We start from the raw sequence: 13,649 nt of genomic DNA, 5'->3' as shown, positions 1-13,649 counted from the left end.
GGGACCGGGCCGCCGGTTCGAATCGTCAGCCTTCCGCCGGCTGCGCGGCGGCTGCCGCCTTCCGGGTCCGTCGGGGCTTCGCCTCCGGCTCCGGCTCGGCGGTGGCCGCCGCCTTGCGCGTACGGCGCGGCTTGGGCTCCGCGCCCTCCGACTCCTGCGCGGCCTGCGCCGGGATCTCGGCGGTCTTACGGGTCCGGCGGCGCGGCTTTGCCTCCGTCGCCTCGGCCGTGTCGGCGGCGTCGGTGACGGTGGCCGCCGTCTTGCGGGTCCGTCGGGGCTTGGCCTCGGTGGCCTCGGCGGTGTCTACGGCTGCCTCGGCCTTCTTGGCCGGGGCCTTCCGCGTCCGCCGGGGCTTGGTCTCCGCGGCCTCGGGCTCCGGGACCGCCTGCGCCGGAATCCCGACGACCTCGGCCGGCTCCGACTCGGCGGTCTTACGGGTCCGGCGGCGGGGCTTGGTCTCCGTCGCCTCGGCCGTGTCGGCGGCGTCGGTGGCGGTGGCCGCCGTCTTGCGGGTCCGTCGGGGCTTGGCCTCGGTGGCCTCGGCGGTGTCGACCGCTGCCTCGGCCTTCGCCGCGGTCTTGCGCGTGCGGCGCGGCTTGGTCTCGACGGCCTCGGCCGCCGACTCGGCGGTTCCCTCGGCCGTGTCCACCGCCGCCTCGGCCGCGGCCTTACGGGTCCGGCGGCGCGGCTTGGTCTCCGTCGCCTCGGCCGTGTCGACGGCCTCGGTGGCGGTGGCCGCGGTCTTGCGGGTGCGGCGCGGCTTGGTCTCGACGGCCTCGGCCGCCGGCTCGGTCGTGCCCTCGGCCGTGTCCACCGCTGCCGTCTCCGCGGACTTGCGGGTGCGGCGGCGACGCGGCTCGGCGGCCGGGGCCTCGGGCTCCGTGACGACCACGGTCTCCGTCGCCACCGGCGCCTCCACGGTCACCGGGGTCTCCTCGGCGGGCGGGGCGACGACGGCCGTCGTCGTGTCCGCCGCGCCCCTGCGGGTCCGGCGGCGGCGCGGCTTCGCGGCGGCGTCGAGGTCCTCGGCCGGAGCCTCGACAGCCTCCGCCGTCTCCACCGCGACCGGCTCCGCCCCGGCCACGACTCCGCCGCGCGTACGGCGACGGCGACGCGGGGTGCGGGCGACCGTGCCGGCCTCCGCCTCGTCGGTGCCTTCGGCGGCCGGGGCCGCGGGCTGCTGCGCCGTCTCGTCCAGCGGCGTACCGCCACGCGTGCGGCGGCGGCGTCGCGGCGTACGCGTCGTGGTCTCGGGCTCGGCGGAACGGGAGCCGTCGCGCCCGCCCCGGCCACCGCGCCCGCGCGGTCCACGCCCGCCGGGCTCGCCCAGGTCCTCGAGCTCCTCCGCGTCCAGCCCGGCGCGCGTGCGCTCCGAGCGCGGCAGGACGCCCTTGGTGCCCTCGGGGATGCCGAGGTCCGTGAACAGGTGCGGGGAGGTGGAGTACGTCTCCGCCGGATCGCCGAGGCCCAGGTCCAGCGCCTTGTTGATCAGCTGCCAGCGCGGGATGTCGTCCCAGTCCACCAGCGTGATCGCCGTACCCTTCGCACCCGCGCGGCCCGTGCGGCCGATGCGGTGCAGATACGTCTTCTCGTCCTCGGGGGACTGGTAGTTGATGACGTGCGTCACGCCCTCGACGTCGATGCCGCGGGCGGCGACGTCGGTGCAGACGAGCACGTCCACCTTGCCGTTGCGGAACGCGCGCAGCGCCTGCTCGCGGGCGCCCTGGCCGAGGTCGCCGTGGACCGCGCCGGAGGCGAAGCCGCGCTGCTTGAGCTGGTCGGCGAGGTCGGCGGCCGTCCGCTTGGTGCGGCAGAAGACCATGACCAGCCCCCGGCCGTCGGCCTGGAGCATCCGCGCGACCATCTCGGGCTTGTCCATGTTGTGCGCGCGGTAGACGAACTGCGTGGTGTTGGCGACCGTCGCGCCCTCGTCGTCCGGAGCCGTGGCGCGGATGTGCGTGGGCTGCGACATGTAGCGCCGGGCGAGACCGATCACGGCGCCCGGCATGGTGGCCGAGAACAGCATGGTCTGGCGCTTGACCGGAAGAAAGTTGATGATCTTCTCGACGTCGGGCAGGAAGCCCAGGTCGAGCATCTCGTCGGCCTCGTCGAGGACGAGGGCCTTCACATGCTTCAGGTTCAGCTTCTTCTGGCCGGCCAGGTCGAGCAGTCGGCCCGGGGTGCCGACGACCACGTCGACGCCCTTCTTCAGCGCCTCGACCTGCGGCTCGTAGGCCCGGCCGCCGTAGATGGCGGTGACGCGCACATTGCGCACCTTGCCGGCGGTCAGCAGGTCGTTGGTGACCTGCGTGCACAGCTCGCGCGTGGGGACGACGACCAGCGCCTGCGGCGTGTCGGTCAGGTCCTCGGGCCTGGCGCGGCCGGCCTCGACGTCCGCGGGGACGGTGACGCGCTCGAGGAGCGGAAGGCCGAAGCCGAGCGTCTTTCCGGTGCCGGTCTTGGCCTGGCCGATGACGTCCGTGCCCGACAGGGCCACGGGGAGCGTCATCTCCTGGATGGGGAAGGGGGTGATGATGCCGACGGCCTCCAGGGCCTCGGCGGTCTCGGGGAGGATCCCGAGCTCTCGGAACGTCGTAGTCAGGGTGCTGCCTCTTCTGTGTGCGCGGTGCGAGGCGAGCGCGGGGGTCGTGTTGACCGTGCCAGGGGACGTCGGCCGCCGTACGGTCGGGCCGTAGGACACGGGACCACTGCTGACGCTCTAGCGCTCGTACCGCTGAGGGTGTCCCTCCGGTCGAGGTACGCACTGAGGCGTACGGCCACGGAAGGCTGTCGGGTCGGAGCCGATCGGGCCACCGACCGGGCATCCTCATGCGTGCGCCCCGTCGAGATGCCTCGGATTGCCACTGAGTACTCGGCAGGCGCATTACCACCATACCCCGGATTGGCGCACACGCCATGGCCGATTTGGTCACGTAGTCGTCGTCACACTGATTGACCAGGACCTTCCGGGGCGCGACAAGCGGGCTATTGTGCGCTCCATGACGAGCTCTGACAAGCCTGACAACGCCGCGGACACCCCCGACACCTCCACCGGGCACACCGGCGTCGCCGCCATGGACTGGGCGGCCGCCTCCGCCGACCCGCAGTACCGTGCCGCTGTCGTGGACCTGCTCGGTGCGCTCGCGTACGGGGAGCTGGCGGCGTTCGAGCGGCTCGCGGAGGACGCCAAGCTGGCGCCCACGCTGGCGGACAAGGCGGAGCTGGCGAAGATGGCGTCGGCCGAGTTCCACCACTTCGAGCGGCTGCGCGACCGGCTCGCCGACATCGGCGAGGAGCCGACGCACGCGATGGAGCCGTTCGTCGCGGCGTACGACGGATTCCACAAGCAGACAGCGCCCTCCGACTGGCTGGAGGGTCTGGTCAAGGCGTATGTCGGTGACTCCATCGCGAGCGACTTCTACCGTGAGGTCGCGGCCCGCCTGGACTCCGACACCCGGGCCCTGGTGCTGGCCGTGCTCGACGACACCGGACACGGCGGCTTCGCCGTCGAGAAGGTGCGCGCCGCGATCGACGCCGACCCGCGCGTGGGCGGACGGCTCGCGCTGTGGGCGCGGCGGCTGATGGGTGAGGCGCTGTCGCAGTCCCAGCGGGTGGTCGCCGACCGGGACGCGCTGTCGACCATGCTGGTGGGAGGCGTCGCGGACGGGTTCGACCTCGCCGAGGTCGGCCGGATGTTCTCCCGGATCACCGAGGCGCACACCAAGCGCATGGCGGCACTGGGGCTGGCGGCCTGACGGACGCCCGGGGCCCCGTCAGCCCCGGCGCCACCATCGGCGGCCGCTCACGCGGTCGCCGACCGGCGGCGCAGTCTTCCCGCCGGGCGCAGCAGCAGCGACAGGGACGCCACGGACACGATCACCGCGCCGAGCAGGACCGTCAGTAGGTTGCCGGCGTCGAGTGCCGTGTTCATGAGGAAGGCGCCGAAGAGCGCTCCGGCCACACCGGTCGGCAGAACCAGGGCGGGCGCGGGAAGACGCTGCGACAGGCGGCGGTGGGCCCCCCACGCCAGAGCCAGGCCGAGGATCGCGGAGCTGAGCGCTTCCAAGAGCATGTCGGGGTCCCTCCCACATGGCCGGCCTGCTCACAACGGTCGTAGCCCGTCTTACCCCTGACCTGCGGAATCCAATCCTCCCCTGTGGGGAACCCGTGAGCCATCCGTGAACACGGAAGGGCCCGGCGGGGTGAACCGCCGGGCCCTCGTGCGACTGTGCGACTGTCGCTCGCGCCTACAGCGCGCCGAAGCCCACCTTGCGCGGGGCCGGCTCGCCGATCTCGACGTAGGCGAGACGGTCGGCCGGGACCAGGATCTTGCGGCCGTGCTCGTCCACGAGGCTCAGCAGCTGCGACTTCCCGGCCAGCGCCTCGGCCACCACGCGCTCGACCTCCTCGGCGCTCTGACCGCTCTCCAGAACGATCTCGCGGGGCGCGTGCTGCACGCCGATCTTGACCTCCACGGCTTTGTCCCTCCGACGGTCAGTGAAGTGCGCGACCTTCCGCGCCGTACCAGCACACATTAGCCCGGTGAGGGGACGTACACGCTGCGCCCGGCAACGCCAGGAGCGAACAGCGGACGGGAACAAACGGCCGCCGTCGTCCCCCGCGGCTCAGTGGTGCTGTTCGTTTCCGTGCAGCGGGAATCCGGCGATGCCACGCCAGGCCAGCGAGGCCAGCAGCTGCACCGCCTGGTCGCGCGGCACGCTGCGGTCGCTGTGCAGCCAGGACCGCGCCACCACCTGGGCGAGACCGCCGAGACCCGAGGCGAGCAGCATCGACTCCGCCCGCGACAGCCCCGTGTCCTCGGCGATCACGTCGCAGATCGCCTCCGCGCACTCGTTGGTGACCTTGTCGACGCGCTCGCGCACGGCGGGCTCGTTCGTCAGGTCCGACTCGAAGACCAGGCGGAACGCGCCGCCGTCGTCCTCGACGTACGCGAAGTAGGCGTCCATGGTCGCCCGGACGCGCTGCTTGTTGTCCGTCGTCGACGCCAGCGCGTGGCGCACCGACTGGATCAGGGCCTCGCAGTGCTGGTCCAGCAGGGCGAGATAGAGATCGAGCTTGCCCGGGAAGTGCTGGTAGAGCACCGGCTTGCTGACGCCCGCGCGCTCGGCGATGTCGTCCATCGCGGCCGAGTGGTAGCCCTGCGCGACGAAGACCTCCTGGGCGGCGCCCAGCAGCTGGTTCCGTCGGGCACGGCGCGGCAGGCGTGTACCCCTCGGGCGTACCGCGTCTGTCTGCTCGATGGCTGTCACGCCGCCTCCCATTGTCGTCCACATGCGGTGTGAGCCGCGCCGCCATCGTACTTTTCGGTAACCGTGCTGTGCGCGGTGAGAGCGCAGAATTTCACGGACCGGACGGCGGGGAAAGCCATACGGACGGTTTCAAAAGATGTCAGAGCGGGCAAGAAGTGTGCTCCTCACTGCTCGACGACGGTCCTTGTCGGCGCACTCGTCACCGGTAGTCGTCCTCGTCGAGGGAGACGATCCGGGCCTGTTCCGCGAGGTCCGCCTCATTGGCGCGATCGGGATCGACGTCGGTCATCGGATCGTCGCGGTCCGGCTTCACGTCCGCGTGCTGCTCGGCCGCGTCGACCACGGGTGCCTCGACGTCGTACTCCTCGCCCTCACGTACGTCGTCGTCCTCGAACGTCTCGGGGTCGGACGGATCTACGGCCATGCTGGGCTCCCTTCCTACGAACGTCCCTGAAGCATGCAGGGGCCACATGCGGGTGCCCTCTCTACGAGCCTAGGAGACACCCGGTCCGGACGCTATGCGATCCGCGACCGGGGTGTGACAGGGCGCGCATGCCGAGGGGTGCGCCCCGGGTGCCCGCGCCGGAGGTGCTGAAGAGCCCTTCCGGGTCCCTTGTGACGGCGAACACATGAACCACTACGTGATCGTCTCGTAACATTGCCGCATGTCTTCGACCGAGCTGCCGTCCGTGCCGCCCGCAAACGTGCTTCCCAAGGTCGCGGCGGTCAGGGTGGCCGAGGGCGAACGGCTCAGATCGGTGCGGCTGCCCGGCGTCACGCTGTCCGTGCGATCGCGGCCACCCGCGCGGAAGGGCCTGCCCCCCGCCTTCTACGTCCACGGACTCGGCGGCTCCTCCCTGAACTGGTCGGCGCTCATGGAGCAGCTGGACGACGCCGTCGACAGCGAGGCCGTCGACCTGCCGGGCTTCGGCGACTCCCCGCCCCCGGACGACGGCGACTACTCCATCACCGCGCACGCACGCGCGGTGATCCGCTGTCTCGACGCGTCCGGCCGCGGCCCCGTGCACCTCTTCGGCAACTCGCTCGGCGGCGCGGTCACCACCCGCGTCGCCGCCGTCCGCCCCGACCTCGTGCGCACCCTCACGCTCGTGTCACCGGCCCTGCCGGAACTGCGCGTGCAGCGCACCGCCGTCCCCACCGGACTGCTCGCGGTGCCCGGTGTCGCACCGCTGTTCACCCGGATCACCCGGGAGTGGACCGCGGAACAGCGGGTCCGGGGCGTGATGCAGCTCTGCTACGGGGATCCCGCGCGGGTGTCGCCGGAGGGGTTCCGCCACGCCGTACAGGAGATGGAGCGGCGGCTGCGGCTGCCGTACTTCTGGGACGCGATGGCGCGCTCCGCGCGGGGCCTCGTCAACGCGTACACGCTGGGTGGCCAGCACGGACTGTGGCGCCAGGCCGAGCGGGTGCTGGCGCCGACCCTGCTCGTCTACGGCGGCCGGGACCAGCTCGTCGGCTTCCGCATGGCCCAGCGCTCGGCGCGCGCGTTCCGGCACTCCCGGCTCGTGACACTCCCCGACGCGGGGCACGTGGCGATGATGGAGTACCCCGAGACGGTGGCCCTCGCGTTCCGTGAACTGCTCGCGGATACAACGGATTCCGCCGGCGAGGGGGATACTGGTGGGCCGGGCGCGCAGGGCGCCCCGGGCCCGGCCACCGACACCGGTGGCGGGACCGCCGACGAGAACTCGAGGGGCTGAGGCGCGACGTGGGACGCCACAGCCGCCGTGGGCCCGCCCGGAAGGGCGACACCGCGGAGACCACCGCAGTACGGGACGGCCGTCCGGCGCCGGGCGGAGCGCCCGCGCCGTCCGTCCGCCCGCAGCAGGTGCCGGGCCAGGGCCAGGGGTACGGGACGCCTGCGCACGGAACGCCGGCGTACGGGGCGACGGGCCGCGGGGCACCGGCCGGCGGAGTACCGCGCTTCCCGGACGGGACGCCCGCACACGGTGTGCCGCGACTGCCGGACGGATGGCTCCCGGACGGCACTCCCGCGCACGGCATGCCTCGACTGCCGGACGGCACCCCCGCGCACGGCGTCCCGCGTCTGCCGGACGGCACCCCGGCGCACGGTTTTCCCCGGTTCCCCGACGGGACCCCGGCCCACGGCGTTCCTCGGGTCCGGGGTGGGCATCCCGAGCAGCGGGAACCCGGGGGCGGCTGGGGGACGTTGAACGGTCGGACGGCGGCCGGATCCGGGTACGGCATGCCGGCCGGACCGGGTGTGCCCCTCCCGCGGCAGCGGCAGGCGCCCCCCGGAGGGCCGCGCCAGGACTACGTCGACGCCTTCGACGAGGACACCGACCTCTTCACCCCGCGTACGCCCGCCCCCGCGCACCCCGCCGACCCCTACACGGCCGTCACCGACTGGGACGCCGCTCCGGTCACCGGCATCCCCTCCGACCTCGATGACGACGACGCGCCCGCGACCGGAGAACCCGCGCCGGCCAAGGGCGGCAAGGGGCGGGCGTTCACCGGGATCGCGGCCGCCGCCGTCACCACGGTGCTGGCCGTCGTCGTGGCCGGCCAGGTCGCCGAGGAACGCGGCGGCACCGACACACAGGCGCGGTCCGTCGGCGAGCAGGAGCGCGACGTCAGGGACTCCGCCTCGCGCGGGGACGACCGGGAGACGCCCTCCGCCGCACCCAGCGCCCAGCCGCTGACGTACGAACAGAAGATGGGCAAGAAGTACCCGGTCAGCGCCGCGCGCGGAGGCACGGGGAAGTTCGAGGCGATCCCCGGCATCGACAAGGCGCCGGGCAAGGGGGAGAAGTTCACCTACCGCGTGGACGTGGAGCAGGGACTCGACCTCGACGGCAAGCTCTTCGCCGAGGCCGTGCAGAAGACGCTCAACGACAACCGCAGCTGGGCGCACAACGGCGCGCGCACCTTCGAGCGCATCCACTCCGGCCAGGTCGATTTCGTGATCACCCTCGCCAGTCCCGAGACCACGGCCACCTGGTGCGCCAAGTCCGGCCTCGACACCACCCAGGACAACGTCTCCTGCGACTCGGCGGCCACCGAACGCGTGATGATCAACGCGGACCGGTGGGCGCGGGGAGCGGTCACCTACGGCGACGAGATCCACGCCTACCGCCAGATGCTGATCAACCACGAGATCGGCCACCGTCTGGGCTTCAACCATGTCACCTGCGACAAGGACGGCGATCTGGCCCCGGTCATGCAGCAGCAGACCAAGTTCCTCGACCACGCCGGAATCAGCTGCCGCCCGAACCCGTGGGCGTACCCGAAGAGCTGATCGCGTAGCGCGGCGAAACGCGTCCCGCGCGGGAAAGTTACGCCCGTTCACCCCTTTTGATGGCGTGATGGACAACCGTCCATCACGCCACCTCGCTGTCCGCATACGTTCGTCCCGCTGCGAGTCGCCGGACCAACGGCGGCTCCCCATACGGGAGATCGGGGGTGCACACGTGCGCATCGGACTGCTTACGGAGGGTGGCTATCCGTACGTGGGCGGTGAGGGCGGGCTCTGGTGCGACCGCCTGGTCCGCGGACTCGGCCAACACGAGTTCGACGTCTACGCGTTCAGCAGCGACGAAGCACAGGAGAACGCGGGCTGGGTCCCGCTGCCGCCCCAGGTCGGCAGGGTCCGCACCGCACCGCTGTGGACTGCGGAGGACGACGGGGTGGTGTACGGCCGCCGCGCACGCCGGCGCTTCGCGGAGCACTACGGCGAGCTGGCCGCCGTCCTGTGCGCCGCGACGGACCCCACCACCGCCGACACGGACCCCACCACCTTTGAGGCGGACCGTTTCGCCACCGCTCTCCGGGGCCTCGCCGAACTCGCCCGCGAGGAAGGCGGCCTGGTGGCCGCACTCCGCTCCGAGACGGCCGTACGCGCCCTGGAACGCGCCTGCCGTGCGCCCGGCGCCCGACGTACCGCGCGGGAGGCCCGCGTACCGGACCTGCTGACCGTAGCGGCGGACCTGGAGCGCGCCCTGCGCCCCCTCTCGCTCGACTGGTACGAGGAGGACGGACTCGGCGCGGTCGACCTGTGCCACGCCGCGGCCGGGGGAGTGACGGCGCTTCCGGCGCTGCTCGCCCACCACTTCTTCGACGTCCCCCTCCTGGTCACCGAGTACGGCGTACGCCTGCGGACGCACTACCTCACCCGCCCGGACGCCTCACCCGCGGTCCGCTCCCTGCTCGCCGCCTTCCACGGCAGGCTCGCCGTCGAGATCTACCGCCGCGCCGTGTTCGTCACGCCGGGCAACACGCACGCCCGCCGCTGGCAGGAGCGCTGCGGCGCCGACCGGTCGAAACTCCGCACCGTGTACCCGGGCATGGATGCCGCGCCGTTCGCGGAGGTGGGCGAGTCCCCGGAGAGCGCGGACCCGCACACCGTCCTCTGGGTCGGCCGTGTGGAGCCCGCCAAGGACCTGGTCTCGCTGCTGCACGCCTTCGCGGAGATCCGCAAGGAGGAGCCGAGGACGCGCCTGCGGATCATCGGCGGTCCGTCGGACCCGGAGGGCGCCGCCTACCTCGGCCACTGCCGGGCACTGGCCGCGCAGCTCTTCCCGGACGAGGCGGAGGGCCCGCACTCCGTGGGCGCCAACCCGGTGTCCTTCGAGGAGATCGGCGGCCCGGGCCTGGCCACCCGCGCCGACGCGTACGCCTCGGCCGCCGTGACCGTACTCTCCAGCGTCGTCGAGGGGTTCCCGGCCGGCCTGGTCGAGGCCATGCTCTGCGGGCGCGCGACGGTCTCCACGGACGTCGGCGCGGTCGTGGAGGCCATCGGCGGCACCGGTCTCGTCGTACCGCCGCGCAACCCTCGGGCGCTCGCCGAGGCGTGCGTCTCCCTGCTGCGCGACCCCGAGCGCCGTGCACGCCTCGGCGCCGCCGCACGCGCCCGCGCGCTCGAGCTGTTCACCGTCGACCGGAACATCGAGGCGTTCCACGGCCTCTACCTGGAGATCGTCGCCCGCACACCGGTCCGCCGCCTCGTCCTCGACGACACCGGCGACCCCCTGCCCTTCGCCACCCCGGCCGAGGCCCACGTCCCCGGCCACTGGACCGACCCCGCCGCCCGTGCCGTCCCCAGGTGGGCCATGGACACACCGGTACCCGCGACGGAGACAGCCCGATGACCGACCTCGGCGAACTGAACCCCAGCGCCCCGCCCGGAGCGGCCGACCCGGTCAAGGCGCTGCTGCACCGCCACCGCGACCTGTGCGAACAGGCGGTGGACCCGCTGGAGATCGCGGCGGGCCTGGAGGCCCACGGCATCACCGACCGGACCGCCGCCCGCTTCCGCCACCGAGACGTGTTCTCCCTGGCGGAGGAGCTCTACGCCCGGGTCCCCCGCGACGACGTGCCCCCCGTCCAGCCCGCCCCCGCCCCGAAGGCCCCCCGGGCACACACCGGCTGGACCGTCCTCACCCTGCTTCCAGGCGCCCTGTGCGTGGCCTCGGTGATCGCCCTGCGCCTCACCCACGGCCAGACCCGCCTCTACGCGGCCGCCGCCGGCCTCCTCGCGGTCACCCTCGCCCTGCGCGCGGCACTGCGCCGGGGCCCGCTGAGCGCCCGGGCGGACATCCCGACCCGCTCCGCCACGGCGTCCCGGACCTGCTGGCTCATCGGCTACGCCGTCCTGGGCGACGGCCTTCTCGGCGCCGCGGTCACCGGCGGCCCCGACGGCCTGCCCGACGGCACGGCGACGGGGGACTGGCCGCTGGCCATCGCCCCCGTACTGGCGCTCACCCTGGCGTGCGCCCCCGCCGCGTGGACGGCCCACCTCTTCGCGGCCCGCGTCCGACGCAGGCTGGCGTCGAGTCGAGGGCTGGAGGACTTCTCGGCAGCCGTCCGTCCGGTTCTCTTCGGCACGTTCGTCCTGTTCCTGGCAGCGGTGACGATTCTGCTCACCGCGACGTCCGCACTCCTCGACGAGCCCTTCGCCCTCCCCGCGACGATCGCCCTGGGCGGTCTCCTGTTCCTGGCCCGGCTCCTCTCCATCCACGGCTTCACCCACGCGCCGAGGGTGATCCTCACGGCGACGACGGTTGCCCAGGCGGCAGCCCTGGCCACGCTCTTCGCCGCGCGGCTTCCCGGCTGCGACGTGCTGGCGACGCCGGTCCAGACGCTGATGGGTGCCTGGGGCCCTGCCGCGCTGCCCACCCTCACCTGTGGGGCGGCGGCACTGATCCTCCTGGTCCACGCCTCCCGCACGCTCACCCGAGCCTCGGCGCACATCCGTCCGGAGCCACGACAGTGAGGTTGCGCACGCGAATGTGTACCGGGCCGAGTTCGCGTGGCCCGGCGCCGTATGGGTGCCCCGCGTTGGTGTGGGCCGGGGGACGTTTGCGCGGCCCGGCGCTTACGGGGTGCCGTCGCACCCACCCTCCCCCATCGCCCCAGCGGCACGACTGCCCGCGGAGGGCGGCAGGCGGCTGCCCGAGGCCGACGGAGAGGGATTGCCGCCGACGGCACCGACCCACCCACCACCCGTGGGCGCCCCCACCCGAACCACAACGCACCGCACCTGAAGGAGAACCCCACATGACCACCCCGGACGCCAAAGGAGTCGCCCGATGAGAGTCCTGCTGATCGGAGCCAACGGCTACATCGGCCGCTTCGTGGCCGACCGCCTCCTCGCGGACCCCGCAGTCCAGCTCACCGCCCTCGGCCGCGGCGACGACGCCGACGTCCGCTTCGACCTCGCCAGCGGCAGCCCCGGCGCCCTCACCCGCTTCCTCGACGCCGTCCACCCCGGCGTGGTCGTCAACTGCGCCGGCGCCACAAGGGGCGGCGCCCGCGACCTCACCCGGCACAACACCGTCGCCGTCGCCACGGTGTGCGAGGCCCTCCGCCGCAGCGGCTGCGGCGCCCGGCTCGTGCAGATCGGCTGCGGCTCGGAGTACGGCCCCAGCCAGCCCGGCTCGTCCACCGCGGAGGACGCCGTCCCCCGCCCCGGTGGCCCCTACGGCGTCAGTAAGCTCGCCGCCACCGAGCTGGTCCTGGGCTCCGGCCTGGACGCGGTGGTCCTCCGGGTCTTCTCACCGGTCGGCCCCGGCACCCCCGCCGGCTCCCCTCTCGGCCGCCTGGCGGAGGCGATGCGCCGTGCCATGCAGTCCGGCGACGGCGAGCTGAAGCTCGGCGGCCTCGGCGCCCAGCGGGACTTCATCGACGTCCGCGACGTGGCGCGCGCGGTCCACGCCGCCTCCCTCTCCGCCGCACAGGGCGTCATCAACATCGGCTCGGGCCGCGCCGTCCGCCTGCGCGACGCCGCCGGAATCCTGGCCCGGGTGGCCGGCTACGGCGGCGCCCTCAACGAACTCGACGCCCACGCACCGTACCCACCCCACACCCCCCACCCCCCGCAGCACGCCACCCACGCCCCCGCCCACGCCACCTCTCCTCTGCGCACCCACATCGGCCACCCCCGCCCCGAACCCGACCGCGACCACCACCCCACCGCCACCCCCGTCGCCTTCCCGTACCCCGACGGCTGCGGCAGCTGGCAGCAGGCCGACGTCCGCACCGCACGCGACCGCCTCGGCTGGCGCCCCCGGATCAACCTCGAGGAGTCCCTCGCCGACATCTGGATGGAGGCGGCATGCCGTATCTGACCAGCGTCAAACCCGGCACCGCGAGTACCGACGTCCGCACCGGCTTCGGTGTCCCCGGCCTCGCACACCCCCTCGTCGCCCCGACCGAGTGGGGCGAACTCACCCGCCCGGGCACCCCCCTGCACTGGGTCGTCCTCAACGTGGCCGACGGCCCCGGCGCCCGCCCGGACCCCCACTGCCTGGAAGCGGCCGGCCGCCTCCGCAACGCCGGCGTCCGCGTCCTCGGCCACCTGGACATGGCGTACGGCCTGCGCACGTTCGGCGAGCTGATCTCGGACGCCCACCGCTTCACCGACTGGTACCAGGTGGACGGTTTCCTCCTGGACCGCTGTCCCGCGGACCGGGCCGCCCTCCCCGAGGTCCAGCGCACGGTCACCACGCTCCGAGCCCTCCACGACGGTCCCCGCGTCGGTCCCCACGACGCCCACATCGTCCTCGGCCACGGCACCCACCCGTACGCCGGATATGCCGAGCACGGTGATCAGCTGGTCACCTTCTCCGGTCCGTGGAGCGACTACCGCTGGTCGCAGGTGGCGGAGTGGACCGCCGACCACCCGCCCGAACGCTTCTGCCACTTCGTCCACGGAGTGCCCGCCCCGCACCTGGAGGAGGCCCTGCGCATCGCCCGCTGGCAGGGCGCCGCGACGATCTACTTCACCGACCACACCCACGACACGGACCACAGAGCCCGTACAGCCCCCTGGGAACCCCTGCCCGGCTACTGGGACGACATTGTCTCGCGCATCGGGACGGGTGTCTCGGAATGAAAAAG

Annotated in this window: 12 protein-coding genes; 7 read left to right on the top strand and 5 right to left on the bottom strand. The window is 73.3% G+C overall.

Annotated features, from left to right (window positions below):
- Window positions 1-25: 25 nt before the first annotated feature.
- Window positions 26-2,509: a DEAD/DEAH box helicase gene (locus ACZ470_RS38015; RefSeq protein ID WP_468434560.1), complete on the bottom strand. Its 2,484-nt coding sequence runs from the start codon at window positions 2,507-2,509 to the stop codon at window positions 26-28.
- A gap of 490 nt (window positions 2,510-2,999) precedes the next feature.
- On the opposite strand from ACZ470_RS38015, the gene ACZ470_RS38010 reads away from it, so the two are divergent.
- Window positions 3,000-3,755 carry a ferritin-like domain-containing protein gene (locus ACZ470_RS38010; protein WP_468434540.1) on the top strand — a complete coding sequence of 252 codons (756 nt, stop codon included), beginning with the start codon at window positions 3,000-3,002 and terminating at the stop codon, window positions 3,753-3,755.
- Window positions 3,756-3,802: 47 nt separating this feature from the next.
- Here the strand turns inward: ACZ470_RS38010 and ACZ470_RS38005 are convergent, their stop codons facing one another.
- The 4 genes from ACZ470_RS38005 to ACZ470_RS37990 all read right to left on the bottom strand — a co-directional run bounded on the left by ACZ470_RS38005 (window position 3,803) and on the right by ACZ470_RS37990 (window position 5,694).
- On the bottom strand, window positions 3,803-4,072 hold the full coding sequence (locus ACZ470_RS38005; protein ID WP_468434539.1) for a hypothetical protein: 270 nt from the start codon (window positions 4,070-4,072) through the stop codon (window positions 3,803-3,805).
- Window positions 4,073-4,247: 175 nt separating this feature from the next.
- A complete protein-coding gene (locus ACZ470_RS38000; RefSeq protein ID WP_019522837.1) occupies window positions 4,248-4,475 on the bottom strand; it encodes a DUF3107 domain-containing protein in 228 nt (75 codons plus the stop codon).
- A 150-nt stretch (window positions 4,476-4,625) separates the two neighbouring features.
- A complete protein-coding gene (locus ACZ470_RS37995; protein WP_468434538.1) occupies window positions 4,626-5,270 on the bottom strand; it encodes a TetR/AcrR family transcriptional regulator in 645 nt (214 codons plus the stop codon).
- 199 nt (window positions 5,271-5,469) lie between these two features.
- Window positions 5,470-5,694 carry a hypothetical protein gene (locus ACZ470_RS37990; RefSeq protein WP_468434537.1) on the bottom strand — a complete coding sequence of 75 codons (225 nt, stop codon included), beginning with the start codon at window positions 5,692-5,694 and terminating at the stop codon, window positions 5,470-5,472.
- A 241-nt stretch (window positions 5,695-5,935) separates the two neighbouring features.
- Between ACZ470_RS37990 and ACZ470_RS37985 the strand changes: the two genes are divergently transcribed.
- From ACZ470_RS37985 to ACZ470_RS37960, 6 genes are all read left to right on the top strand, one after another.
- Window positions 5,936-6,991, top strand: a complete 1,056-nt coding sequence (locus tag ACZ470_RS37985) for an alpha/beta fold hydrolase (protein WP_468434536.1) — start codon at window positions 5,936-5,938, stop codon at window positions 6,989-6,991.
- 8 nt (window positions 6,992-6,999) lie between these two features.
- Window positions 7,000-8,550, top strand: coding sequence for a DUF3152 domain-containing protein (locus tag ACZ470_RS37980; RefSeq protein ID WP_468434535.1), 1,551 nt, complete (start codon window positions 7,000-7,002; stop codon window positions 8,548-8,550).
- A gap of 172 nt (window positions 8,551-8,722) precedes the next feature.
- Complete coding sequence (locus ACZ470_RS37975; protein WP_468434534.1) at window positions 8,723-10,399, top strand: DUF3492 domain-containing protein; 1,677 nt, start codon at window positions 8,723-8,725, stop codon at window positions 10,397-10,399.
- The gene (locus ACZ470_RS37970; protein WP_468434533.1) at window positions 10,396-11,523 is read left to right on the top strand and encodes a hypothetical protein; all 1,128 of its coding nucleotides are present in this window, start codon (window positions 10,396-10,398) and stop codon (window positions 11,521-11,523) included. Before ACZ470_RS37975 ends, ACZ470_RS37970 begins: the two co-directional genes overlap by 4 nt.
- A gap of 316 nt (window positions 11,524-11,839) precedes the next feature.
- Window positions 11,840-12,877, top strand: a complete 1,038-nt coding sequence (locus ACZ470_RS37965) for an NAD-dependent epimerase/dehydratase (RefSeq protein WP_468434532.1) — start codon at window positions 11,840-11,842, stop codon at window positions 12,875-12,877.
- A complete protein-coding gene (locus tag ACZ470_RS37960; RefSeq protein ID WP_468434531.1) occupies window positions 12,865-13,644 on the top strand; it encodes a spherulation-specific family 4 protein in 780 nt (259 codons plus the stop codon). Before ACZ470_RS37965 ends, ACZ470_RS37960 begins: the two co-directional genes overlap by 13 nt.
- Window positions 13,645-13,649: the final 5 nt, after the last annotated feature.

This window comes from Streptomyces sp. NPDC031111 (genome assembly GCF_055570675.1).
This window is presented reverse-complemented; position numbering and strand designations above follow the sequence as displayed.